Origin of the sequence: Rhizobium laguerreae, assembly GCF_002008165.1 — a bacterium.
Taxonomy (GTDB): Bacteria; Pseudomonadota; Alphaproteobacteria; order Rhizobiales; family Rhizobiaceae; genus Rhizobium; species Rhizobium laguerreae.
On the sequence record NZ_MRDM01000029.1, the window covers coordinates 213,011 to 236,817 of the forward strand.

Sequence of the window (23,807 nt, forward strand, 5' to 3'; positions counted from 1 at the left end):
AGGCGGGCCTGCATTGCCGGAGGAGGGTGTGCGGGCACTCTCCTCCGGCATATTGTGAGCCGCGCCTTTGAGCGAGACGACTGCAGCTCTTTTCTTCGGATGTCGCCTACATGGATTTTCAAACGAGCATTCTCGGGCGCATGAGCGGTTTTCTCTACCGCTGCCATGCCGATGAAAACTACACGATGCTTGAGATGACCGACGGCATCGAGCGCATCTTCGGTTATCCGGCCGACGAAATCATCGGCAACCGCACGCGGACCTTCACCTCGATCATGTACGAGGAAGACGTGCCTTTGATGGACGAGATCGTCGGGCGGGCGCTGGAGAGACGCGCGGACTGGACGATGGAATACCGCATCCGTCACGCCATGGGGCATCTCATCTGGGTCACCGAGACGGGCGGCGGCATCTGGGACGAGAAGGGCGAGCTTCTCTATCTCGAAGGCAGCATCATCAACATCGAATCACTCTATCAGCGAATCGATGACCAGACCGCCGACATGCGCATCACCGCTTCGAAGACCAATGAGATCCTGCAATCGCTGCGTTACCTGAAGCTGCTGGCCGTCAATGCCGGTATCGAGGCCGCCCGCGCCGGCACGGCCGGATCGGGTTTTGCCGTGCTGGCCGCCGAGATGCGCACGCTTGCCAACTCCTCGGAAGAGGCCGCACGCGCTATTTCCAACGCACAACGCACGGCGAAAGGCTGAGCGTTACCCAAGCAGCGGCGGATTTGCGGCTCAAGTTCAAAGCCGCGTCATTAACCGTTCAGTGCTTCCAGAGATTGCGACGCTTTCCCAATGACTTGCGGTAATTCCGCGCTTAAAGAATCTCAGGTGATTGTCGGTGATATTAAGGTCGCGTTAACTTTTTGTTAACCATAGCAGCGGTAGACATGGTCAACGATTTCTTCACATAGATGACCAAAGTGCTAACAGACGCTCGCTCCATCCGCATCAAGGGCCGTTCTTTCCTCGCGGTCATGCTGTCTCCGGATCTTCCGATCGATGATTGGTTGATCCGGCTGGACGATCTGGCCGCGCGTTCGGCCGGCTTCTTCCTCGGACGGCCTGTCGTGCTCGACCTGACGGACCTGCAAATCGACCGGCCGCAGCTGAAGGACCTGATTGCCGAACTTGCCAAGCGCAATGTCAGCATCATGGGCATCGAGGGCGCGCGGCCTTCGATCCTCGGATCCGGCATGCCGCCGGCACTCAAAGGCGGTCGTTCGGTTTCCGACATCGAGGTTCAGGCAAAGGAGCCTGCCGATCCGCCCGGCAAACAGGCAGTGGCGGAGACCCGCCCGGCCATGCAATCGATCGTCATCAGGGAGCCGGTGCGCTCGGGGCAATCGGTGATCTTTCCGGAAGGCGACGTCACGGTCATCGGATCGGTCGCCTCGGGTGCCGAGGTCATCGCCGGCGGGTCCGTCCATATCTATGGCGCCTTGCGTGGCCGAGCCATGGCGGGGTCCATCGGAAACGCATCGGCGCGGATCTTTTGCCGCAAGCTCGAGGCCGAGCTGGTTGCAATCGACGGCATCTACAAAATGGCGGAAGACATGGCCCCCAATCTTCGCGGACAGGCTGTTCAGCTCTGGCTCGAAGACGACGCGATCATGGCAGAAAAACTGATCTGACGACAGCGCCGCGCGTCTCTTCGAGAGCCGCAAAGGACGCTTTAACACTTTGAATTACTGGGGCCACGGCAAAGGAGAGACAATGATGGGGAAAGTGATCGTCGTCACGTCAGGCAAGGGCGGGGTTGGCAAGACAACCTCGACCGCCGCATTGGGAGCGGCGCTGGCGCAACGCAATGAAAAAGTCGTCGTCGTCGATTTCGACGTCGGCCTGCGCAATCTCGACCTCGTCATGGGCGCCGAGCGCAGGGTGGTCTACGACCTGATCAATGTCATCCAGGGCGACGCCAAGCTTACCCAGGCGCTGATTCGCGACAAGCGGCTGGAAACGCTGTTCCTGCTGCCGGCCTCGCAGACACGCGACAAGGACAATCTGACGGCCGAGGGCGTCGAGCGCGTGATCAACGACCTGAAGCGCTATTTCGACTGGATCATCTGCGATAGCCCCGCCGGGATCGAGCGCGGCGCAACGCTCGCCATGCGCCACGCCGATGTTGCCGTGGTCGTCACCAATCCCGAGGTCTCGTCGGTGCGCGATTCGGATCGCATCATCGGCCTGTTGGATGCCAAGACCGCCAAGGCCGAGCGCGGCGAGCGGATGGAAAAGCACCTGCTGCTCACTCGCTACGACGCCAACCGCGCCGAACGCGGCGACATGCTCAAGGTCGACGACGTTCTGGAAATCCTGTCCATCCCGCTGCTCGGCATCATCCCCGAGAGCATGGATGTTCTGCGGGCATCCAACATCGGAGCGCCGGTCACGCTGGCAGACAGCCGCAGCGCCGCTGCGATGGCTTATTTCGACGCCGCTCGCCGGCTCGCCGGCGAAGTTGTGCCGATCGCGATCCCAGAGGAAAAGAGGAATATTTTCGGCAAGATCTTCGGACGGAGGGCGGCATGAATATTTTCCGTCTTTTCAACAAGCAGAGAACCGCACCGGCCGCCCGCGAAAGGCTGCAGGTCCTTCTCGCCCATGAACGTTCCTCGGCGGGGTCGGACCTGGTTACCCTGCTGCGCGAGGAAATCCTGGCGGTGATCGCAAAGCATGTGCAGCTTGACCACGACAAGGTGCAGGTGACGATCGATCGCAACGAGTACGTCTCGACCCTTGAGATCGACGTCGAAATCCCGCTGAATGCAGCCGTGCAGGCCGCTTGAAAGAGAGCGCTGCCTGTCCTGACGACAGGCGGCGCTGACGATCAGGACTTCCTGGCTTTGCGATTGGCGTAACGCAGGTCGCGTTCGGCCTTTCGGGCGGCTTCATCGGCAATCACACGAGCGATCCGGTCTTTGTCAGCCGCTTCGCGCGCGTCGGCATCGGCGCGTGCTGCGGCCTCGGCGGCAGCCTGACGTTCGGCTTCGGCGGCCTGAGCCCGCTCCAGTTCCTCGAGCTTGACGCGTTCCCGCTGAGCGCGACGTTCTTCCCTGGCCGCGGCAATAGCTTGACGCTCCGCCTGCTTTGCCAGCCTCGTGGGTTCGGCCGAATCCTTGGCGCTACGATACGCATTGAGGAGAGCCGCCTTGGCTTCGGCAGCGGCGCTGCGGCGATCGGAAAGCTCGTTGTTTTTGGCGTTTTTCAAATCTGTTTCCTGACTGTTTGACTTCGACCCGAGAGCATGATGTCGAAAAGCGTGCGCGGTTTTCGGACCACATCATGCTCTACTCTTTAATTAGAACAGATTGAGTGTCTAGGCCGATCCGGCCTAAAATCATCCTGTTCCAGGGCGCCGCGCGCCATCAGACGCGCGAAGGGCGCTGCAATACTTTGAACTGCCGCATGGTTTATCCTGAAATCGAATCCGATTTAAGGAATTATGCAGTAGTGTCAGATTTTCTTTTTTCGCTTCGCGCCGGGAGCAGCAACCCCTGTCAAGCGATCCTGCAATTCCTTGGCCTCACGCGCTTCGCGTAATCGCAAGGTTTTTTCCTCGCGGGCACGTACGGTCGAATCGATCTCTTCGACCGCGCGGCTTCGCGCCAGGAATTGCGATTGCGCGTTTCCGAAGGCAATCTCCGCCTGCTTGCGTGATTTGCTGTGTGACTCTGTCATATTAATCCTGGATTTGTGAGCCCGCTTGGCGAAAGCAGCAAAAAGGCCAGGCAACTTGCCTGACCTTGATAGTATCATACTTTCGACAGTGCCGGTACATCCGCGGTCAAAGGAAAGCAGATTTCAGTTTAAGCAGCTTGGAGATTGCAAGCGGACATTTTGCCCGACTTGTTATCGCGCTCAAGCTCGTAGCCGATCTTCTGGCCTTCGACGATTTCGCGCATGCCGGCGCGCTCGACGGCAGAGATGTGGACGAAGGCGTCAGCGCCGCCGTCATCAGGCTGAATGAAGCCGAAGCCCTTGGTGGAATTGAACCATTTAACTGTGCCAGTGGTCATAACGAACCCTTTCATAGCAATTGACGACCGCACGTGCGGAAGCACGACGGATGATGATCTCGATTTTGAAGAGGGAAGTTCGTCCAGGGCACGTTGCCAGCGCGCGATAACAAAAGTCAAACAAGCAATATCGACAACCGAGATATAGTCATTCAATCCAAATTTGTCAACTTTTAGTTTTTCACGGTCATACACTCAATATAAGGTTGCATCTTGGTCACCTTGCATGCCGCCGCTAAAACGTGCGGCTTCATCAACAGCGCAAGAAGCCGATCGCCGTCTCCCGACCTCAAAAGCAGGCATTACGAGCGCGGCCGCGTCTTCTGCGGATCGTAATGCGAAAGGGGCACGATCGTCGCCGGAAGGCGCTTCTGATGGCCGTCGAGCTTACCGATTTCGACCTCGGTGCCGGGGCTCGCATGCATCACGTCGATGCGGGCGAGCGCGATCATCTTGCCGAGGACCGGCGAGCGCGTGGCGCTGGTGACGACGCCCACCTGGGCGCGGCCGATATGGATGCAATCGCCATGGCCGACCGCTTCGTTCGCCTTGATGTCCAGCCCGACGAGCAGATGGCGCGGATGCTCCTTGCGTCGGATCAGCGCCTCGCGGCCGATGAAATCGTCCTGCTTGGATTTCAGCGGCACAGTGAAGCCGATCCCGGCCTCGAACGGGTCGGTCTGATCGGTGAATTCATGGTGAGCGAAGATCAGGCCCGCCTCGATGCGAACCATATCGAGCGCCTCCAGCCCCATCGGCTTCAACCCGTGCGGCTGCCCCGCCTCCCAGACCGCGTCGAACACCGTCAGCGCATCCTTCGGATGACAGAAGATCTCGTAGCCGAGTTCGCCGGTGTAACCCGTGCGCGAGACGACGATCGGGGCACCCTCGAAGCCGCCGATGCGGCCGACGGTGAAGCGGAACCATTCGAGTTCGCTAATCGTCGGCTGGCGCGGCGCCGTCCAGATGATCTCCTTCAGGATATCGCGGCTCTTCGGCCCCTGCAGGGCGATATTGTGCATCTGATCGGTCGAGGAGCGGACCCAGGCCTTGAAGCCCTTTTTCTCGGCCTGCTGGCGCAGCCATATGCCGCTGAAATCATCGCCGCCGATCCAGCGGAAGTTCTTGTCGCCGAGCCGGAACAGAGTGCCGTCATCGATCATGCCGCCGTTTTCGTAGCACATGGCGGAATAGACGACCTGGCCGGTCGACAGCTTGCGCACGTCGCGCGTCAGGCAATATTGCAGCAGCTCTTCGGCATCCGGCCCCGTCACCTCGAATTTCCGCAAGGGCGAGAGGTCGATGACGGCGGCGCGCTCGCGGCAGGCCCAGTATTCCTCGACCGGCCCTTCGCTGGAAAAGCGGTTCGGCAGCCAATAGCCGCGATATTCGGTGTAGTCCCGCGTCAAGGCGGAGAGGCGGGGATGGAAGGCGGTTTCGCGCGTCAGTTCGGCGTCTGCATCTGGGGTCATGCGATAGGCTACCGCTCGTGAGAATTTCTCTTTTCCGGAAAAGGTGCGGACGTGGATATCCGTCGGATCCCAGCCGTTCGCAGCGTCGATATCGTCAGGGCAGGACGAAGAGACACAGACGAGATCGGTCAGCGCCCGCATCAGCACGTAATCGCCCGGACGCGACCAGGGCTCGTCGAGATAGAGCTGGTTGTTGTGGTCGATATTGGTGTTGTAGAAATAGTTCAGCGCTTCCCAGCCCTTGCGGCCGGCAATGCCGTAAGGCGCCAGCGCCGCGTTGAAATTATCCGTGCAGTTGACGTGGCCGGGATAACCCATGTCGTCGTAATAGCGCGAATTGCAGGCGGTCGCGAAAGCGTCGTGACGTCCGACCGTATCCTGGACGATTTCGACCAGCGGCTCGAAGTCTCGGTCGAAGGCCTTGGAGGGGAGACCCGGCATCGGATAGCTGCGGCCGAGCAGCGTGCGGGTGACGGTGGAATCGAGCGCCAGGTCGAGACCCTTGTCGACCTGGCGGGCGGCAAACGCCTGGAAATCTGTGCATTGGCGTCCATAAACATCGATGATCTGGATGAATTCGCCGGCACGCACGAAATAGGCTGCGGCGGTCGCCGCCCGGATGCGGATATCCTCGACCGGATCGGCGGCCGGTTCCGGCAAAGCGGAAGCGTAATCGCGGATCAGCAGGCTGCGCTTGATCCTGATCTCGATCGGCGTCGCCGTATCCTGCGCCTCCGGCGACATGGCGCTGGCAGGTGCTGCGACGATCAGCAGGCCCTTCATGGAAATCGTGAAATCCGCCCGGCTGCCCGGCGTCGATCCCGCCCCGAAAATGCAGAGCGCGCCGGCCGCCGCCAGATCGGCGCCGCGCCGCTGAAGTGCCGCACGCGTGCGGGCAGCACTCTCATCCTCGGCTTGAAGAATGTCCTTCAAGCCCTCGGCTGAATTGCTGAATGCCGTTCCGAGACCGGCTGCCAGGAAGCGCCCTTTCTCGTCGAGGAAGGAGATCTCGCAGAGCTGACCGCCCTCGCTGTCGATGACGCTGACGCGGTCTCCCGGTTCGACGCGCATAACGACCGATCCGCCGCCCTTTGCCTTGTAGCGCTCCATTCCCTCCGGCAGGGTGGGAATGCCGGGATAATGCACGAGGCTCGGAGCGGCCGGCCGCAGGCCTGTCATAGCAGGATGAAGTTCTCGCATACTGCCCTCATGGGAGGATCGGGCGTCCACGGACAACCCACCCATGCAGGTTACAAAATGCCCCGGGAAAGTAAAGTGATGTTGACTAAAAAGAAAATATCTTCACTATGCATAAAGAATTGAGACTCGGGAATCCGTCGGGAACACGGATCGCCAAAATCATCCGGGCCGGCTTGAGACTGTCAGGGAGACGCGTTCAGGGAGACGTACAAAGATACGTCCGGAACAAATAGAATGGGGAATTTCACCGATGACAGACGTTGTGGAGGCCGGGATTGCATCCGGCACCGAAGGTAAGCTTGTACGCGCGCTCGACTGGAAGGGCGCATTCTGGGTGGCTGCGGGCGTGCCGCCGCTCGTTCTTTTCTCCATTGGCGGCATCGCAGGCACGACGGGCAAGCTCGCCTTCGTCGTCTGGATCATCTCGATGGTGATGGGTTTCCTGCAATCCTTCACCTATGCCGAGATCGCCGGCATGTTCGCCAACAAATCCGGCGGCGCTTCCGTCTATGGCGCTACCGCCTGGCTGCGTTACTCGAAATTCATCGCGCCGCTCTCCGTCTGGTGCAACTGGTTTGCCTGGTCGCCGGTGCTGTCGCTCGGCTGCGCTATCGCCGCCGGCTACATCCTCAACGCATTCTACCCGATTCCGGCAGCGGATTCGCAAATGGTCCTCGACTGGATCTCAGCGCATGCCGCTTCCGTCACGGCCGACAGCCCCCGCGTCGCCGAATATATCGCAGCCCATGCCGGCACGACGCCGGATGACGCCGTCAAGGCATTGCTCGGCACCGACGGTGTCGCGGCGCTCACGCCGGCGATCCGCAGCTGGTCGCTCTTCAGCTTCAGTATTCCCTTCCTTGCCACCGCCAATATCAATGCCACCTTCTTCATCGGCGGCATGCTGATGCTGATCATCTTCGCCATCCAGCATCGTGGCATTTCGGAAACGGCAAGCGTGCAGAAGTGGCTGGCCATCATCGTGCTGGTGCCGCTGCTCATCATCGGCCTCTACCCGATCGTCAGCGGCCAGATCCTTGCCACCAACGTCACCGGCCTCGTGCCGCCGACGGCCGCCTATGCCGCTTCCGACGGAACCTGGAGCAATGGCGGCTGGACGCTCTTCCTCGGCGGCCTTTATATCGCCGCCTGGTCGACCTACGGCTTTGAAACAGCAGTCTGCTACACCCGCGAACTGAAGAACCCGAAGACCGACACCTTCAAGGCGATCTTCTATTCCGGCCTTGCCTGCTGCCTGTTCTTCTTCCTCGTGCCCTTCGCCTTCCAGGGCGTTCTCGGCCATGCAGGCATGCTGGCCCCCGGCATCGTCGACGGCACCGGTGTCGCCGAAGCGCTCGGCGGCCTGATCGGCGCCGGCCGGATCGTCACCCAGCTGCTCGTCGTACTGATGATCATGGCGCTTTTCCTCGCCATCATGACGGCGATGGCCGGTTCGTCACGTACGCTTTACCAGGGCTCGAAGGATGGCTGGCTGCCGAAATATCTCGACCACGTCAACGAGCACGGGGCGCCGACGCGGGCGATGTGGACCGATTTCGCCTTCAACCTCTTCCTGCTGGCGATTGCCTCGGATGTCGGCGGCTACTTCTTCGTGCTCGCCGTCTCGAATGTCGGCTACATCATCTTCAACTTCCTGAACCTCAATTCCGGCTGGATCCACCGGATGGATTCCGGCCATATCGAACGCCCCTGGAAGGCGCCGACCTGGCTGATCGGCCTCAACACCGTGCTGGCCTTCGTCAACGCTCTGTTTTTGGGCGCAGGTGCCAAGGTCTGGGGTTATTCCAATGCGCTCTGGGTCGGTTTCATCTTCGCCGCCCTGATCCTACCGGTCTTCGCCTATCGTCACTATGTGCGCGACGGCGGCAAGTTCCCGGCCGGCGCGATGGAGGATCTCGGCCTCGTCGGCCAGGATCTCGGCGTCAGGAAAGCCGGCATCCTGCCCTATCTCGCACTCGCAGGCGGCCTGGCGATCGTCCTGATCGCCAACGTCGTCTTCCAGCTTCCGGCCTAAAATCGCCTCCCAAGCAGACAGGCCGCCAAGCCGCCATGGAAACATGGCGGCTTTTTCATTGGTGGTTGCAGACCGGGCGAGACGAATCATCCGGTTGCCGAAGGAAGGCTCAGCGGCCGCCCTCAATCTTGCGATGGCGCTGGTTGATGCCGCCCTTGCCGTAGGGATAGTCGAACGGCTGAGGAGCGCTCACCTCGTTCAATCTCGCCATCTCGTCGTCGGAGAGTTTGAGCTTCATGGCGCCGAGATTGTCGGCGAGCTGTTCCGGCGTGCGGGCGCCGAGGATGACGGAGGTGATTGCCGGCTGCGCCGCCGTCCAGGCGAGCGCCACCTGCGCCATGCTGACGCCATGCGCCTTGGCGATCTCCTCGACGACAGCGATGATCTCCCAGGTTCGCTCCAGCGCATTGCGCGGCGCATAGGATTCGCCGCCGCGATTGGGGTTTTCGCCGAGGCGGGTGGCTCCGGTCGGCATCTCGTCGCGCTTGTACTTGCCGGTCAGCCAGCCGCCGCCGAGCGGCGACCACGGCAGCAGGCCCATGCCGGCATCCTGGCAGGCAGCGACGATCTCGAGCTCAATGTCGCGCACCAGCAGGTTATATTGCGGCTGCAGCGTCACCGGGCGGGTGTAACCGCGCGCCTTGGCAATCTCCGAGGCCTTGGCGATGTGCCAGCCGACATAGTTGGAGAAGCCGTAATAGCCGATCTTGCCGGAGGAAACCGCATCGTCGAGGAAACGCAGCGTTTCCTCGATCGGCGTCAGCGCGTCCCAGGCATGCATCTGGTAGAGGTCGATCTGCTCGAGGCCGAGACGGCGGAGCGAATCGTCGAGGGCCTGGCTAAGATGCCGGCGCGACAGGCCGATATCGTTGGGGCCGTTGCCCATCGGGAACCGCCCCTTGGTGGCGACGATCGCCTGGCGGGCTTCGGTCGGGCGCGCCTTCAGCCAGCGTCCGATGATCTCTTCCGATTTGCCGGCGCTGTAGACATCGGCGGTATCGATGAAATTGCCGCCCCAGGCGAAATAATCGTCGAGCAGCTTGTGCGAGGCGGCCTCATCGGCCTCCGCGCCAAAGGTCATGGTGCCTAGGCAATAGGCGGTGACGACGGTCCCGCTCGGACCGAGCTTGCGATAATCCATTTCTTCCTCCTCATGCGGATGCCCGCAGCCGACGTGCAAACGTCGGGGTAGAAGCCGGGGCTCCTGCAATCAATGACAATGACAATAATGTGCTTGAGGCGGCCGCTTGCCGCCGGATGACGTATAGCGCCCTGGGCTGGAAGCACAGGGGCGAGCGGAAGCATAACCAATCCCGCCCGCGCGACCAAGTGAGAAAAAAATATTCCTGCCTGCTGCGGCAGCCGGCGAAGGCACGGATTTCAAGAAAACGAGCCGGCGATTCGATCGGCTGCGGCGACGCCGGTCTCGTAGGCGCCGTGCGCCGTCGAATAACGCGACGTCGAACAGGCCTCGCCGGCAAAGAAGATCCGCCCGTCATGCGACGCGGCGAGACGGCCGCGTTGATCGGAGGCGCCGGGCTCGGCGTAGGAATAGGAGCCACCGATATGAGGCGCTGCGGCCCAGGCCGACATTGCCGCTACCGACAGCTCCTTGCGGATGTCAGCACCAAAATATGCCGCCAGTTCGTCTCCAGCGAAGGAAAAGGCAGCCTCTCTGCCTTGCCCCTCCAGATCATGCGCGAGGTCGCCGGCGAAATAGGCCTCGATGACGGGCGCGCCGAACGGCCGGAGCTGATAGGTGCCGGTCGCGCCGCGACGGGTAGAGCCGAGCATATGCGTGTCCGCCGGCAGCGCCTCCTGATTTGCGAGCCTCAGGAAGAGCTTGTCGGCGAGCCCGAGCGGCAAACGGACCGCTGCCTCGATCTTGTCAGGCAAAGGCGGGTCAAAGGCGATCTTGCCGGCGGCAAGCACATTCGTCGAAACGGTCACAAGCACCGCGCGAGCGCTGAGCGCACCCTGCTTCGTCTCGATGCCGATACGGCCGGCATGACGATGGTCGATGCGGGTTACCTCGGTGCCGAGCCTTGCCCGAACCGGCTTGCCGTAAAGCGAGACCAGCGTTCCATAGCCCTCGCGCACCCGCCAGTCAGGGCCAGGGCCAGGATCATATCTGTTGTAATCGACGACCGACGACCGCTCCAGTTCGGCGCCGGTGATATAGGTGCCGACCGCCCGTATCTGGCCGTTCCAGGGATTGCCCGGCTCGAGCATATCGGCCATGGCCGCATCATTCCCCGAGTGGCTTTCAAGTCGCTCGAAATAGGCGCCGATCTCCTGCCTTGCGGCACGCGCCTCCGCGTCATCCCGCTGAAGCCGCCTTCCGCCATCGTCCCAGGGCGCAGGCGTGCGGTCGACCGTCAGTCCGATCTCGCCGGCGATCGCAGTCCAGGCATTGGTCCGCGCGCCATGCAGCCAGCCGCAGCCGAGATCAAGCCCGATATCGGCTTCAGGCAGGCTGACCGTCCAGGCGCGACCCCCGAGACGATCGCCGGCTTCAAGGAGGAGGATGGAAAGATCCGGGCGGATTGCCCGCAGGCGACGGGCGGCGGCAATGCCGGCGGCACCGGCGCCGATGATGACGACATCCTCGTCGGCACCTTTGCTGTTGTCACCAGGCATGCATTCTCCTTGGCCGCTCGCCGCCAATTCGCCTACCCGAGGGGGAGCCCGGGATCAAACAGCTATGCTCCGTGTTCATGAAACGCAAGGCGCGGCAGACCTGCCGTTCCCGCGCAATGATGTTTGATTGGAGGACGCGCCCACAGTCCTCATGCAAGTTCTGAGCAGCGGCACCGCGACGGTGACATGACAGACTGTTGCAATGTTGATCCGGTTCATAGTTCGGAACAAACAGCCACTGTGAGGGTCAATGGGCGTTTCGATCGACCACCGAGTAAGCGCCGCGCTTCACTCCGCTGCGAGACGGCGATCTTTTGCTCGACGCGCGTCAGGCACCGCAGACTTGCTCGATGGTGATATGGTTTCCACCTATGGACCGACGATCCCCGATAGACGCCCCCGATAGGAATGTGAGATGCGCATATTACTGATCGAGGATGAACCTCAAATGGCCGTGGCGCTCCGGGGCGCCCTGACCAGGCACGACATGGTGATGGATCACGTTTCGACCCTGTGCGACGCCGAGCTGGTGATCGGCGACGGCGCCTACGACGCCGTCCTTCTGGATCGGCAACTGCCTGACGGCGATGGCCTCGAGCTTATTCCGAAGATCCGCAAGAAGGGGCTGACACTGCCGATCATCGTCATCACCGCCAAGGGAGAGGTTCCAGACAGGATCACCGGGCTTGAGACCGGCGCCGACGATTACCTTGCTAAGCCATTCGTCTTCGACGAACTTCTGGCGCGGCTGCGTGCCGTGATGCGCCGCTCCGAAACCTTGCGCCCGGCGCTGATCTCGATCGGCCGTCTTTCGTTCGATCCGACCTATTGCGACGTCATCGTCTCCGGACTGCGTCTGGAAATGCCGCGCCGGGAGGCGCTGGTGCTCGAATGCCTCATGCGTCGTGCCGGTCGCATGGTGCCGCGACCGGCCTTGATGGAAGCAGTCTTCGGCTTCGACGACGAGATACAGTCGAACGCGCTCGATTCCCACATATCGCGGTTGCGGCGCAAGCTGGCGGCATCGCAAGCAGGCGTGGTCATCAACGTTATCCGGGGCGTGGGTTATCTCCTGCGGGAAGCATCATGAGCAAACGATGCTCCTATTCGCTGCGCAAGCGCCTGTTCTGGCGCCTTCTTGCCGTGCAATCGGTCGTGCTCATCCTGGTGATGATCGTGCTGATTTCGGTTGGCAAGATATCCGAATATAGGTCGACGGAGGGCACGATCGAGATCCTGCGCCAGGCCGTCTTCCGCCAGCCCACCGGAGAGTTGAGCCTGAGGGAGACCGAGGATCTGCGGCAGCTGCGCAAGGACGCGCCCGATCTCTGGTACACTGTCCGTGACATGCAGGGACATGTTTTGACCGAGGGCCGGATTCCGGAAGAATATGCCACGATCGGCAACGCGCTCGATCATCTCGACGAGGCCGAGTTCGGCGCGAATCTCGGCGACCACGACCGTCCGGCTGCCCGGATGAAATGGATCGCGACGGAGTGGGGACAGGTTCAGTTTCTGACGGGCACCGACGGCCCCATCTCGTCCACCTTCATCCTGCTCAAGCTTTCGCTGATCCTTGCGAAGATTGTTATTCCGATCGTCGCGGTGATGGCGTTGGGTGCGTTGATCGCGACGCCGCTCGTCGTGCGACGATCGCTGGTCGGGATCGACCAGGCCGCGCTCCAGGCCGATACCATCGATATCGATCAGCGTGGGGGCCGGCTGTCGGAACACGACATTCCCGAAGAGATCGCGCCGCTGGTGCACGCCGTCAACCGCGCGCTCGGACGTCTCGACGAGGGTTACGAGCGGCAGGAACGGTTTCTGACCGATGCCGCCCATGAGCTGCGCACGCCGATCGCCATTCTGAATACGAGAATTGGAGCCCTGCCGCACAGTTCGATCAAGACCGACCTCCTGGAAGATGCAGCCAGGCTCGCCGTACTCACCGAGCAGATGCTCGATCTTCAGCGGCTGAAACAGGGCAAGATCCAGTTCACCAAGGTCGATCTCGGCCAGCTGGCGAGGAAGGTCATCATCGAGATGGCGCCGCTGGCCTTTGCCGCCGGCTATACGGTGCAGTTCGATGTCGACAGTGCCGGAAAGATCGAGGGCGATCCTCTGGCGCTGCAGCGCGCCCTGATGAACATCCTCCAGAACGCGATCAACCATGGCGGCAGAAAAGGCACCATCTCGCTGACATCAGGCAGCAACTGGATCGAGGTCAGGGACGAGGGACCAGGCATCCCCGCCGATATGCGCGACCGGATATTCGAGCCGTTCTTCAAGCGCCATCACGACGGACGCGGTGCCGGCCTCGGCCTCAATCTAGTTCGCGACATCCTGCGCATGCACGGCGGTGAGGTGACGATCGACAACCACAATCCCGGGACAGTCTGCCGGCTGAGCTTCCCGACGGACAAAACGGCACATGTTGATACTCCACCACATCTGGCGACTGCATAATTCAAGGTGCTACGGCGTTCCTTGCGCCTCGCGAAAAGAGGCACGGCGTTGTCATGCGATGGATTAAATCGCGTCTCCGTGACATATAGATTCGATGAGCGTGCACAGAGATTCGCAACTCGATATGTTTGCCAAGGCATCGCCCGCGACGGCCAAGGCACGCGGTCCATCGCACCGGCGGCCATCGCAGCCGGTCGTCCATTCCGATGAAGACATGGTGCGGGCGCTCGAAGAGAGCGGCAACTATCGCATCTTGAGAAAACTGGTCGCCCGGCCGATTGCGTCAGTCAGACAGCCGGGGTTTTCGCGCCTCGGTGTCATTCTTGATACAGAGACCACGGGTCTCAACCATCGCAGCGACGAGATCATCGAAATCGGCGCCGTCGCCTTTACCTTCGACGATGACGGTGCGATCGGCGATATCGTCGGCATCTATGGCGGCCTGCAACAGCCGTCCCGGCCGATCCCGCCCGAGATCACCCGGCTGACGGGTATCACCGATGCGATGGTCGAAGGACAGCTCATCGATATCCAATCGCTGAGAGCTCTGATCGAGCCGGCGGATCTGATCATTGCCCACAATGCCGGTTTCGACCGGCCGTTCTGCGAGGCCTTCTCGAAGATTTTCACCGGCAAGGCCTGGGCATGCTCGGTTTCGGAGATCGACTGGAGCGGCCGCGGCTTCGAGGGTACGAAGCTCGGCTATCTCGTCGGCCAGGCCGGGTATTTCCACGAAGGCCATCGCGCCGTGGACGACTGCCACGCACTGCTGGAAATCCTCGATCGAGAGCAGCGCGGCGGTGAAAGCCCGTTCACCGAGCTTTACCGCGCCAGCCAGCGTTCGCGCGTCCGTATCTTTGCCGAACACAGCCCGTTCGAGATGAAGGATCATCTGAAGGGGAGGGGTTATCGCTGGTCGGACGGCAGCGACGGCCGCCTGAAGTCCTGGTGGATCGAAGTCGGCGAAGAGGATCTCGACGACGAACTCTCCTATCTGCGCTCGGATATTTACCGATGGGCCGAGGCGGAGCCGCCGATCGTACGGCTGACGGCCTTCGATCGTTTCAAACTCTGACCGCGAAGCGGTTCGGATCCTGAGCTGCAAGATATGGCGACCCATGCAAGTGTCGCATAGGTGCACTGATGCATTGGCGCTGCAATAATCAGCGGTCTCGTATTATATACACCTCATCGAAGCGAACGAAGCGCCAAGGACTGGCAGCTAAGCTTCGAAAGCCCACGAAAGGGGATCATCATGAACGTAGCACGCTCTTTCAATAACTGGCGCAAGTACCGTCAGACGGTCGCTGAACTGGGTCGTATGTCCGCTCGCGAACTAGACGACCTCGGCATCGGCCGCGGCGACATCCGCAACGTCGCCCGCGCAGCCATCGCCCGTTAACGGCAGCTTAGACCAAGCATCTTCAAGACCATGCCAGCGCCTGCTTCCTCCCGAGCGGGCGCTTTGCTTTTGTGCTTCCAGCGAATGGACCAGGGTAATCGAGCGTCCCGCTTTTCGCATAACGCATAGCTGCCCTGCAAAGAAATGCCTATCAACTGAGCAAGAAATAAGTATGATTATTTCTATCGAAGCGATGCACCTCCTCCCGCGTCCCTTCGATGTTACAGGCGCCCCATCCTCCTCCCAGGGTCGTCTGTGGAATGACAGCACTCCTCCTCCCAGCTGTCGTTCGGTTTTTTACGAAAGCCTGCCGCACCTCCTCCCGCGGCAGGCTTTTTCGTTTTGGCCGATAGCACTGCCGGATCGCGCCAAGAACGACGGCTTGCGATCCATTGCTTGGATGATGGCGTCATCATCTCCGGAAATTCTCCTGTCTATCCCAAATTCGCTTCGCGCTCTTGCGGGCCTTACGTCTCCTCGAACGCGCACCGACAAACATGTTGACACCAAACTTGTCGTACAACTATGTAACCGGATGGATACCGCCGCAGCGGGACAGGCCGGACAAGACCGGCTTCCGCAATAGCGACGCCCCCGTAGCGACAATGAAGCGGAAGGAAAATTGACATGCAGATCGACGTGAGGCACGCCTCCCATCCAGAGGCCGTGCGCAATTTCGACACGGAGACGCTGCGGCGTCACTTTCTGGTGGAAACCGTCTTCGCGAGCGGCGAGATCCGGCTCACCTATTCGCATTACGACCGGATGGTCATCGGCGGCGCGACGCCGCTCGGCCCCGGGCTGACGCTGACGGCGCCGACGGCGATCGGACAGGAAACCTTCCTTGCCGAGCGCGAACTCGGCGCGCTCAACATCGGCGGTGCCGGCCGCATCATCGTCGACGGCACGAACTACGATCTTGCCAAATATGATTGCCTCTATGTCGGCAAGGGCGCCAGGGACATCAGCTTCGAGAGCGCGGATGCCGCCAATCCGGCAAAGTTCTATCTGGTCTCGACGCCAGCGCATCAGGCGCACCCGACCGTATTGCTCACCCGCGAAAAGGCCCGTCACCTGACGCCGGGCGAAGCCGCGACGGCCAACAAGCGGTCGATCTACCAGTTCATCCATCCGGACGTCTGCCAGTCCTGCCAACTCACCCTGGGCTTCACCATGATCGAGCCGGGCAGCGTCTGGAACACAATGCCGGCACATACGCATGACCGCCGCATGGAAGCCTATCTCTATTTCGATCTCGAAGCGGAGCAGCGTGTGTTCCATTTCATCGGCGAGCCGCAGCAGACCCGGCATATGCTTGTCGCCAACGAACAGGCGGTCATCTCGCCGCCCTGGTCGATCCATTCGGGCGCCGGCACCAAGAATTACAGCTTCATCTGGGCGATGGCCGGCGACAATAAGAGCTTCACCGACATGGACCATATCGCCATTGCGGATCTGAGGTGAGCATCGTGGCAAATCCCTTCGACCTTTCCGGCCGGGTTGCCGTCGTCACCGGCGCCAATACGGGTCTCGGCCAGGCCATCGCGGCAGCGTTGGCGCAGGCCGGCGCGTCGATCGTCGCCGTCGGACGCTCCTCGATGGACGAAACCGAGGCGCTGGTGCAGGAAGCGGGAAGCCGCTTCCATGTCGTCAAGGCCGATCTCGCCAGCATCGAACCAGTCAAGGGGATCGTTACCGAGGCCATCCAGACCTTCGGCGGCCTCGACATCCTCGTCAACAATGCCGGCATCATCCGCCGCGCCGATGCACTCGACTTCACCGAGGAAGACTGGGACGCGGTGATCGACGTCAATCTGAAGACTGCCTTCTTCCTGTCTCAGGCGGCCGGCCGCCATATGGTCGACAAGGGCAGGGGCAAGATCATCAACATCGCCTCGCTGCTCTCCTTCCAGGGCGGCATCCGGATCCCGTCTTATACCGCCTCGAAAAGCGGCCTCGCCGGACTGACCAAGCTGCTTGCCTGCGAATGGGCCGGCAAGGGCGTCAACGTCAACGCCATCGCCCCCGGCTACTTCGTGACCAACAACACCACGGCGCTGCGCGAAGATGCCGACCGCAATGCCGCCATCCTTGCCCGGATCCCGGCCGGGCGCTGGGGAACGCCGTCCGAACTCGGCGGTGCGGCCGTATTCCTGGCATCGTCGGCATCCGACTACGTGCATGGAACGGTGCTGCCCGTCGATGGCGGTTGGCTGGCTCGGTAATCGGTCTCACCTAAAGCGCGGGGAGCTAATCTGAAAGATCGCGACGCGCTTTAGCGCCGCTGCCCACCCCCATCGGCGTGGATGCGGAAACGAACAGGAAACGGGGTCGGCGCAGCCGCCTCGACACCAGGATTTCGAAACAGGATGGCAGATAAGGACAACGCGGTCTTCAATACCATTCAGCAGGCGCCGAACCTGCGCAGCAACCTTGCCGACATGTTGACGGCGCAAATCGAGTCCGGCGACCTGAAGCCGGGCCAGCGCCTGCCGACCGAACAGGCGATCATGACGGCAACCGGCGTCAGCCGGACGATCGTTCGCGAAGCGCTCGCCGCGCTGCGCGCGAAGGGGCTGATCACCACACGGCAAGGCCTTGGGGCTTTTGTCTCGAACGATCCAACGCCCAGATCCTTCTCCATCATTCCCAACGACCTGCAGTCGATCGACGAGGTCCTGCGTGTGCTGGAACTGCGCATGGGGGTCGAATATGAAGCCGCCGGTCTTGCGGCGCTGCGGCGCACACAGGAGGACATCGACCGTATGCAGGATCGTCTCGATGACCTAGACAAGGCGCTCGAAGAAGGCGGGTACGGCGCGCAGGAGGACTACGCCTTCCACCGGTCCATTCTGGTCGCGACGCAAAACTACTATTACGGCCGCCTCTTTGACACGTTCGGCAACATCATGGTGCCGCGGCAATGGGCGCGCTTGGACAAGATGACCTCAGCCGAGCGCAAGCGCCATGCGGCGCGAATGCGCAGGGAACACCACGCCATATTCGCGGCGATCCGCGACCGGGACGAGCCTGCCGCGCGCCGCGCCATCCGAAGCCACTTATCGAAGAGCGCCGCGCGCTTCGAAGAACTGCGCGACGCTACTGCATAGATAGCACCTCGTCCTGAACTGTTACGCCTTGGGTTTCGGCTTCATCAGCCGCCGCCAGGCGGCGTGATCCGTTTGCAGTTCGGCGGAGGCATGGATTGCGGGCAGAAGCGGTTTACGTTTGCGCCGGCCGAAGCGCCGTTTGAAGCCCAGGATATTTTCGACGAAGCTCCTGGTGTAGAGCCCCGGGCCGCTTGAATAGATGCGCCATCCGCCGTCGACGGCAATCTCTCCCGCCTTGACGCGCCCCCATTCGGCCGCTGCCTGATAACGGTCGTGGAAAGCCGCATCGCTGCTGCTGAAATAGGTGTTGCGCTGGCGCAGCGATGCATGCGGCAGCGCCGTGGTGACAGAAATCGGATTGACGACGGCGATCGCCTTCCAGAGTTCGTCCACTTCCGCCTCCAGCGCCAGCGTCTCGCAGTAGCGTAGATGCGCATGCACATACATCAGCCCGATCTCGCGGCCGAAGAAGGAGGAGGATTCGGCCCGACGAAACAGCGTCTCAGGCCCGCCGGCATAGGTCGCGGGCTTCTCCATCAGCCGCACGCCGTCGGGGAAGAGCAGATGCTCCTCGATCAGCTTCATATGATCGCGTCTTTGAACCGGCGTGAAGAGGCCGCCGAGCATCGCCTGCGTCATGGAGATCAGTGAGTAATGCAGGCCGGTGCGCCGATCGCTCGGATGCAGCAGCAATTCGACGCCGTCATGGCTGGGATCGAAGATACCGTAGCCGGCAACGACGCCGCCACGCACGAGATGGCGGTTGAAATCCCGGCGCATCGCCGTTGCGATCTTCCTCAAGCCCTTGGCCTTGTCGCCATGGCCGAGGCGGCGCAGGATCGCCGAATAACGGACGATCTGCTCGTAGAGCAGGGCAACGGTCCAACTGCTGACCATCCAGTCGCGCAGATGCGGATCGGCCGGCTGCAGGGAATCGTTCCAGTCTCCCTCGCCATAGCGGATCAGATGCGTTCCCGGGATGAAAGCCTCTCGAACGGTATCGAGCAGCTTCTCGACATGGATCGCGATGGTGTCCGGCTCCGGCGCCCTGGCCATCGTCTTTTCATCGCGCCAGGAGACTTTCTCGTCGAGGATGGCGAGATCGCCGGTCGCTTCGATATAGTCGCAGAGCGCCTTCAGCGGCCAGACGACGATGTCGCCGTGACTATCGCCCGCCCGGATGTTGGCATAGGGCTCCAGCATGAACCATTGCGACCAATCGCCTTTTTCCAGGTATTGTTCGCTGAAGACGGTCTTCAGCACCTCCTTGGCTTCGCGATCATGCTCGTAGGCGAGCAGGAATTCGATCGGCCCCTGGCATGCGTCGCGTGTGCCCCAGGCAGCACCTGTATATTGCTCGAGGCCGTGCGGTACGCTCAGATGCACGATCGCGTCATGCGCGAGCCAGGGCAGGAGGGTCGTCTGCGCGGCAAGGTCAGGCGAGGTGCTGCCGATCGTCAGGCCGCGCACGGTGTTCCGCCAGAATTTTGATGCCGGTGCAAGCATAGCTTCATCGGTGACGCCGGCCTCATAACGTTGCGCCAGTCGCTCGGCTTCCGCCGCATCGGTCATCGAGCCGACGACGGCGAAAGAGAGCGCCTGCGTCATCAGGGATCGGAGCGCCACGAAGGCGCCGTTGCGTGTTACCCCATCGCTGTAGAGCAGTTCGTCGCCGCCGATTTCCTCGATCGCGTCGGGCGTCGAACTCACCAGCCAATAGCCGGCATCGGGATAACGCTCGCCCCAGAGCCAGGCCGGGTCCGGCCGGAAAAGGATGCGTTTGCCCGACGGATCGAATTCGATCTGCCCGCCGGCGTCATATTCGCGCTCGCCAAGCACGACATGGCCGAACACCAGAAAGCGGCACGGCTTGCCCTCGACGGAAACCGTCCACTGCATCGCCGCATCCTCGCCGGAGGCGATTGCCGACACCATAATCGTGCGTTCCGCGCAACGATAGATCCAGCGGCAATCGCTAAGCCCCATTTCGAAAGCCGACGGCACTGCCAGAAGCTGCCAGCCGGCGCCAATATCCGCCATGATGCGCAGCCCGCTGGCGCGGGTCAGATTGTAGGGGTCGCGGGAGACCGAAAAGAGCTTGTGAAAAGACGTATTGCCGATCGTCAGCTGGGCCGCGAAAATGCCCTGCATCCAGCAGGTCGCGGCAAGCGTCGCATCGTCGAGCAGCATGTTTTCACCGCTTCTGACGATCGCGCCGTGACGGCGCGCCACCATGAGTTCCTTGTCGCGCAAGACCACGTGGCGGTTCAAAACGCCGTCCGACACGAAAAACGAAAGAAGCTTTCCGTCGACGCGCTCTTCCAGGCTCCGCTCCGGATAAAGCTTGCCGATCGCCTTTTTGTCCAGTGCCTCGGCCTTCAGCAGGGCAGCATCCTGGAGCAGGCTGCGGACCGGTGCTCCCTCCTCGATATCGGCGGCCGCACTGTCTGTCGCCGCGAGCTCGTCAAGCCGTGAAAGGTCGGCATCGCTCGACGCCTCAGGATGATCGGCGGCGAACACAGCAAAGAAGGTCGCGGTCGCGCCACTTGCCGACACCGAGAGCGATTTCGACTGAATGGCGGGGCATGCCGTCTCCTGCTGCCGCCGTTTGCTCGGCAGGTTGGTGCCGAAGGGGCCGACCAGTATGTCGTCGAGGCGGTCGCTCGCCTGCACCAGCTGGATCGCATCGGTGGCATAGGCAGCCGCCCCATCGAGGCAGCCCTGCGCGAGCCAGGGGTTGCGGGCGCCCGACTGCTTGAGATTTTGCCGGTTCATCACGACAGGGCCGAATGTCTCGTGACCGGCGATATGATGATCGACATATTGCGATGCATAGGCTTCACTGTTCATCAGGAAACCGCGATCGCCGAGACCGACGTCCTGGATCAGCACCAGATCGACCGGCAGCGTCCCATCCTTCAGATGCCGGATGGAGACACGCCAGAACCAGGCCGTTTCGGCGGGATGAAGCTCGAGGCGGACATTGTAGCCGATATCGCCCGTTTTGCCGCTCCAGGAGAGGCTCGTCGCATCGTGCCCGAAGCTGCCATTAGCGCGAGGCCCGACAAGCTCCACCACCTCGGGCGCGGCCCCGCCCACGCGCAGATAAAGGCGACCGACGCCGCCGGTAAGCGGCGAGCCCTGGATCTGGTTGATCTGCACTGATCCCTTGTCGTCGGCGTATTCGATGGCAAACAGGGCGCCGTTCGGCAAGGCCGATATCGACAGGCCGGAACCGTTGCTGATCGTGAAGAGGCCAAGCTCATCGCGTCGGGGCATTTGAAAACTGCGGTCAAGGTCCGTGGCCATTGAGATCTCGTCGATTGGCTTCAGAAGGGAACTGGAGGATGACGCAAAATGGTTGAGAGAAATCTTACTACTATCGCCGGTTCTCGATTAGGTCCTTGAAAGACAGGCCAGCCGATATCACTTGATGTTCAATTCGAGAAGTTGCACCGAGAGGTCATTGCCAAGCGTCAAAGGAACTGAGGTCGCCGGTGATGATCATGCCGTGAGGTTGCTCAATGGCGCCACACGGCGGGAACGGAGTTCCCTATCGTTTAAGTTCAAGGCAAACTGGGACGGAAAGCGCTGATTCCGTCTGTGCGTGCTTCTTGACGCAACTCGCGGCTCCCATTCAACGAGGTGACTATTGACGCAGTTCTTCGAAACCACTCAAGGGATCATGGTAATGGGAGCATTCATTGGCGCTGGCGGTTTAGCCGCTGGCTCCCTGCTTCCCATCGTCATTCGACTTGCGAAGTCTGGGATCAACCGGCGCCCGAAAGCCGAGGTTAGAAACCTGGCGATGCTGACGGTGCTGGCCCTAGATGATTTTGTCGGAGCCAGCTACGCGGCCGTTCACGACATGCCCGAGTTCAATCCCATGGATGAAGGCGAATTCGCGTTTCACGTTCGCGATCCAACCCTTGCACTTCCGCACGACGCAAACTGGGGACTTTTCAATACCGAGCTTTCAGAAGAAATTTTGTGGTTGTCGAACCGGGTGAAGACCCTTTCTTATGCGTTGGATAGTCTCGACCTTTCCAGGCCCGGATACGATGGCTTCTTCGAGCGACGCCAAGAAGGTTATGCTGGGCTGGCGGCTGAAGCGATGGACATTATTGAGCGTATGCTCGAAGAGTTTGACCTCACCCTGCCTGCCAAGCCAGATTATTATCGCCAGCGGGAAGGTCTCGTTTCAGCTATCCAAAAGGCTGGAGAAAACAACTCGCGGCACCCAAAGGCGCGCGCTCTCGCGCACCCGAGTGGGTCGAATGTGCTGCAACTGTTCCCAAAGGCGAACGACGACGCCGAGTAAAATCAAGCGAAATCGTCGAACCCGATCAAAGGCATTGCGTCCTCACGCATGGCCTCTTCTCCATAGGATGGCTCGTTTCATCGCGGCCTAGTCCGGCGCCAGATCGACGCCTTCTAAAAAGTTCAAGACCAAGGCCGCGGTAGCAGCGTTCAAGATCCATCCTCCACGGCTCCTTCGGCTGGATGGTCCGCCGTTGCATAGCTGCATTGCACAAAAAATGTTTTCCAACTGGTCAAAAAAGGAGCATGGTGATTGCAGCTGATGCAACACGACGGCTTACCTCCCAGTTCCGTCGTTTCAGCTGTTCCCCTCTGGAGGTTTATACCTTCACAACTAATGGGCCACGGTTTTCCGTCGGCCCACTTTTTTTGTCTGCGAAAATCACGCGCGGCGCCGGGGTTGTTCGACCGGCTTCCAATTCCCAGGCGCTGGCTTTGGTCCTATAACCGTAATTCGGTCATCAATAGAGTTTTTTGAGACCGGAGCGATATGCGAGCCGCGCCGTGGCGACGCGGACGTAAAAGTGGCCGACGAAGCCAAGCAGGGGACACTGCTTTAGGAGTCCTTCGGCTCCTGCAGGGGAAGAGACACAGCGGTGAGGGTTTGATGGCAGAACGAATGTCTGAACGCGCCAAGGGTGACATCGACGCTATCTTGGAACGGCTCTATCGGGTTTCCCCGGAGCTGGATAGAATTGCCGCCGACTGCGAGAGAGCTTTGCGGCTCAATGCTGAAGCAAGAGGCGATTACATTTCGCCACGAACCATGCAGGCGTTTGCCGAAATGCGCGATGCCGTAAGCGCGCTGTATGGCGCGGCGCAGAATGCGATGAAGGAAGCCGATAGGTTCTTTAAGCCGAAATCGTAGGTTAGATTTGCTGCCATTACGCGATAGGACCATGGAGCGGCACAGCTGATGAATTCAAGCCACCCGCCAAGTTAACCGTTCATCTTCGGGAGCTTAAACAACGAGGAGCTCCTCCCAACCTTAGCAGCGGCCTCGCAGGCTCCGGCCTTTAGCTTCAGATCAGATGTACGAACGGATCACCTTGCAGAATGTCATGAAACGCCCAGGTAAAACTGGAAAACGGCCATCGCGGCTTGCGGCTGTGATCTTTTGGGCTGAATGCGC

Annotated in this window: 21 protein-coding genes; 14 read left to right on the forward strand and 7 right to left on the reverse strand. The window is 61.0% G+C overall.

Annotated elements, in window-relative coordinates; translation table 11 throughout:
- The first annotated feature begins 110 nt into the window (after positions 1-110).
- The 4 genes from BS630_RS38455 (at position 111) to minE (ending at position 2,800) form a co-directional block, all read left to right on the forward strand.
- On the forward strand, positions 111-713 hold the full coding sequence (locus BS630_RS38455; RefSeq protein ID WP_077980043.1) for a methyl-accepting chemotaxis protein: 603 nt from the start codon (positions 111-113) through the stop codon (positions 711-713).
- 209 nt (positions 714-922) lie between these two features.
- Positions 923-1,642: a septum site-determining protein MinC gene (gene minC, locus BS630_RS28335; RefSeq protein WP_062940229.1), complete on the forward strand. Its 720-nt coding sequence runs from the start codon at positions 923-925 to the stop codon at positions 1,640-1,642.
- A gap of 85 nt (positions 1,643-1,727) precedes the next feature.
- Positions 1,728-2,543 carry a septum site-determining protein MinD gene (minD, locus tag BS630_RS28340; protein WP_025397600.1) on the forward strand — a complete coding sequence of 272 codons (816 nt, stop codon included), beginning with the start codon at positions 1,728-1,730 and terminating at the stop codon, positions 2,541-2,543.
- Positions 2,540-2,800 carry a cell division topological specificity factor MinE gene (gene minE / locus BS630_RS28345; RefSeq protein ID WP_003548116.1) on the forward strand — a complete coding sequence of 87 codons (261 nt, stop codon included), beginning with the start codon at positions 2,540-2,542 and terminating at the stop codon, positions 2,798-2,800. Before minD ends, minE begins: the two co-directional genes overlap by 4 nt.
- A 41-nt stretch (positions 2,801-2,841) precedes the next feature.
- On the opposite strand, the gene BS630_RS28350 is transcribed toward minE, so the two are convergent.
- The 4 genes from BS630_RS28350 to BS630_RS28365 all read right to left on the reverse strand — a co-directional run bounded on the left by BS630_RS28350 (position 2,842) and on the right by BS630_RS28365 (position 6,702).
- On the reverse strand, positions 2,842-3,222 hold the full coding sequence (locus tag BS630_RS28350) for a DUF6481 family protein (protein WP_017957701.1): 381 nt from the start codon (positions 3,220-3,222) through the stop codon (positions 2,842-2,844).
- A 245-nt stretch (positions 3,223-3,467) separates the two neighbouring features.
- Entirely contained in the window at positions 3,468-3,692 is a 225-nt protein-coding gene (locus BS630_RS28355; RefSeq protein ID WP_077980044.1) for a hypothetical protein, read from the reverse strand.
- A 128-nt stretch (positions 3,693-3,820) separates the two neighbouring features.
- Positions 3,821-4,030: a cold-shock protein gene (locus BS630_RS28360; protein ID WP_003548109.1), complete on the reverse strand. Its 210-nt coding sequence runs from the start codon at positions 4,028-4,030 to the stop codon at positions 3,821-3,823.
- Positions 4,031-4,332: 302 nt separating this feature from the next.
- Positions 4,333-6,702: a trimethylamine N-oxide demethylase gene (locus tag BS630_RS28365; protein ID WP_077980045.1), complete on the reverse strand. Its 2,370-nt coding sequence runs from the start codon at positions 6,700-6,702 to the stop codon at positions 4,333-4,335.
- Positions 6,703-6,952: 250 nt separating this feature from the next.
- Here BS630_RS28365 and BS630_RS28370 point away from each other — a divergent pair, with 250 nt between their 5' ends.
- Positions 6,953-8,737, forward strand: coding sequence for a trimethylamine N-oxide permease (locus tag BS630_RS28370; protein WP_077980046.1), 1,785 nt, complete (start codon positions 6,953-6,955; stop codon positions 8,735-8,737).
- Positions 8,738-8,846: 109 nt separating this feature from the next.
- Here the strand turns inward: BS630_RS28370 and BS630_RS28375 are convergent, their stop codons facing one another.
- Both BS630_RS28375 and BS630_RS28380 read right to left on the reverse strand, forming a co-directional pair.
- Complete coding sequence (locus BS630_RS28375) at positions 8,847-9,878, reverse strand: aldo/keto reductase (RefSeq protein WP_077980047.1); 1,032 nt, start codon at positions 9,876-9,878, stop codon at positions 8,847-8,849.
- A 239-nt stretch (positions 9,879-10,117) separates the two neighbouring features.
- Positions 10,118-11,377 carry a flavin monoamine oxidase family protein gene (locus tag BS630_RS28380; RefSeq protein ID WP_077980048.1) on the reverse strand — a complete coding sequence of 420 codons (1,260 nt, stop codon included), beginning with the start codon at positions 11,375-11,377 and terminating at the stop codon, positions 10,118-10,120.
- 415 nt (positions 11,378-11,792) lie between these two features.
- Between BS630_RS28380 and BS630_RS28385 the strand changes: the two genes are divergently transcribed.
- The 7 genes from BS630_RS28385 (at position 11,793) to BS630_RS28415 (ending at position 18,355) form a co-directional block, all read left to right on the forward strand.
- Positions 11,793-12,467 carry a response regulator transcription factor gene (locus tag BS630_RS28385; RefSeq protein WP_077980049.1) on the forward strand — a complete coding sequence of 225 codons (675 nt, stop codon included), beginning with the start codon at positions 11,793-11,795 and terminating at the stop codon, positions 12,465-12,467.
- Positions 12,464-13,843 (forward strand): ATP-binding protein, encoded by a 1,380-nt coding sequence (locus BS630_RS28390; RefSeq protein WP_077980050.1) that lies wholly within the window; start codon positions 12,464-12,466, stop codon positions 13,841-13,843. Before BS630_RS28385 ends, BS630_RS28390 begins: the two co-directional genes overlap by 4 nt.
- Positions 13,844-13,937: 94 nt before the next feature.
- Positions 13,938-14,918 carry a 3'-5' exonuclease gene (locus BS630_RS28395; protein WP_077980051.1) on the forward strand — a complete coding sequence of 327 codons (981 nt, stop codon included), beginning with the start codon at positions 13,938-13,940 and terminating at the stop codon, positions 14,916-14,918.
- A 180-nt stretch (positions 14,919-15,098) separates the two neighbouring features.
- Positions 15,099-15,245, forward strand: coding sequence for a DUF1127 domain-containing protein (locus BS630_RS28400; RefSeq protein WP_003594835.1), 147 nt, complete (start codon positions 15,099-15,101; stop codon positions 15,243-15,245).
- 627 nt (positions 15,246-15,872) lie between these two features.
- Positions 15,873-16,709: a 5-dehydro-4-deoxy-D-glucuronate isomerase gene (kduI, locus tag BS630_RS28405; RefSeq protein ID WP_077980052.1), complete on the forward strand. Its 837-nt coding sequence runs from the start codon at positions 15,873-15,875 to the stop codon at positions 16,707-16,709.
- Positions 16,706-17,470: a 2-dehydro-3-deoxy-D-gluconate 5-dehydrogenase KduD gene (kduD, locus tag BS630_RS28410; protein WP_269207220.1), complete on the forward strand. Its 765-nt coding sequence runs from the start codon at positions 16,706-16,708 to the stop codon at positions 17,468-17,470. Before kduI ends, kduD begins: the two co-directional genes overlap by 4 nt.
- Positions 17,471-17,614: 144 nt before the next feature.
- Entirely contained in the window at positions 17,615-18,355 is a 741-nt protein-coding gene (locus BS630_RS28415; RefSeq protein ID WP_077980053.1) for a FadR/GntR family transcriptional regulator, read from the forward strand.
- A 21-nt stretch (positions 18,356-18,376) separates the two neighbouring features.
- Here the strand turns inward: BS630_RS28415 and BS630_RS28420 are convergent, their stop codons facing one another.
- Positions 18,377-21,664 carry a GH36-type glycosyl hydrolase domain-containing protein gene (locus tag BS630_RS28420; RefSeq protein ID WP_077980054.1) on the reverse strand — a complete coding sequence of 1,096 codons (3,288 nt, stop codon included), beginning with the start codon at positions 21,662-21,664 and terminating at the stop codon, positions 18,377-18,379.
- A 343-nt stretch (positions 21,665-22,007) separates the two neighbouring features.
- Between BS630_RS28420 and BS630_RS28425 the strand changes: the two genes are divergently transcribed.
- A complete protein-coding gene (locus BS630_RS28425) occupies positions 22,008-22,676 on the forward strand; it encodes a hypothetical protein (protein ID WP_077980055.1) in 669 nt (222 codons plus the stop codon).
- A gap of 606 nt (positions 22,677-23,282) precedes the next feature.
- On the forward strand, positions 23,283-23,543 hold the full coding sequence (locus BS630_RS28430; protein ID WP_025397589.1) for a hypothetical protein: 261 nt from the start codon (positions 23,283-23,285) through the stop codon (positions 23,541-23,543).
- Positions 23,544-23,807: the final 264 nt, after the last annotated feature.

Bases quoted from the DNA above. Each gene is read 5' to 3' on its own strand.
- BS630_RS28420 (WP_077980054.1), bottom strand. From the start codon at position 21,664: ATGGCCACGGACCTTGACCGCAGTTTTCAAATGCCCCGACGCGATGAG.
- BS630_RS38455 (WP_077980043.1), top strand. From the start codon at position 111: ATGGATTTTCAAACGAGCATTCTCGGGCGCATGAGCGGTTTTCTCTAC.
- minD (WP_025397600.1), top strand. From the start codon at position 1,728: ATGGGGAAAGTGATCGTCGTCACGTCAGGCAAGGGCGGGGTTGGCAAG.
- BS630_RS28355 (WP_077980044.1), bottom strand. From the start codon at position 3,692: ATGACAGAGTCACACAGCAAATCACGCAAGCAGGCGGAGATTGCCTTC.
- BS630_RS28370 (WP_077980046.1), top strand. From the start codon at position 6,953: ATGACAGACGTTGTGGAGGCCGGGATTGCATCCGGCACCGAAGGTAAG.
- BS630_RS28400 (WP_003594835.1), top strand. From the start codon at position 15,099: ATGAACGTAGCACGCTCTTTCAATAACTGGCGCAAGTACCGTCAGACG.
- BS630_RS28415 (WP_077980053.1), top strand. From the start codon at position 17,615: ATGGCAGATAAGGACAACGCGGTCTTCAATACCATTCAGCAGGCGCCG.
- BS630_RS28385 (WP_077980049.1), top strand. From the start codon at position 11,793: ATGCGCATATTACTGATCGAGGATGAACCTCAAATGGCCGTGGCGCTC.
- BS630_RS28360 (WP_003548109.1), bottom strand. From the start codon at position 4,030: ATGACCACTGGCACAGTTAAATGGTTCAATTCCACCAAGGGCTTCGGC.
- kduI (WP_077980052.1), top strand. From the start codon at position 15,873: ATGCAGATCGACGTGAGGCACGCCTCCCATCCAGAGGCCGTGCGCAAT.
- BS630_RS28380 (WP_077980048.1), bottom strand. From the start codon at position 11,377: ATGCCTGGTGACAACAGCAAAGGTGCCGACGAGGATGTCGTCATCATC.
- BS630_RS28390 (WP_077980050.1), top strand. From the start codon at position 12,464: ATGAGCAAACGATGCTCCTATTCGCTGCGCAAGCGCCTGTTCTGGCGC.
- BS630_RS28375 (WP_077980047.1), bottom strand. From the start codon at position 9,878: ATGGATTATCGCAAGCTCGGTCCGAGCGGGACCGTCGTCACCGCCTAT.
- BS630_RS28365 (WP_077980045.1), bottom strand. From the start codon at position 6,702: ATGCGAGAACTTCATCCTGCTATGACAGGCCTGCGGCCGGCCGCTCCG.
- BS630_RS28395 (WP_077980051.1), top strand. From the start codon at position 13,938: ATGAGCGTGCACAGAGATTCGCAACTCGATATGTTTGCCAAGGCATCG.
- BS630_RS28430 (WP_025397589.1), top strand. From the start codon at position 23,283: ATGGCAGAACGAATGTCTGAACGCGCCAAGGGTGACATCGACGCTATC.
- minE (WP_003548116.1), top strand. From the start codon at position 2,540: ATGAATATTTTCCGTCTTTTCAACAAGCAGAGAACCGCACCGGCCGCC.
- minC (WP_062940229.1), top strand. From the start codon at position 923: ATGACCAAAGTGCTAACAGACGCTCGCTCCATCCGCATCAAGGGCCGT.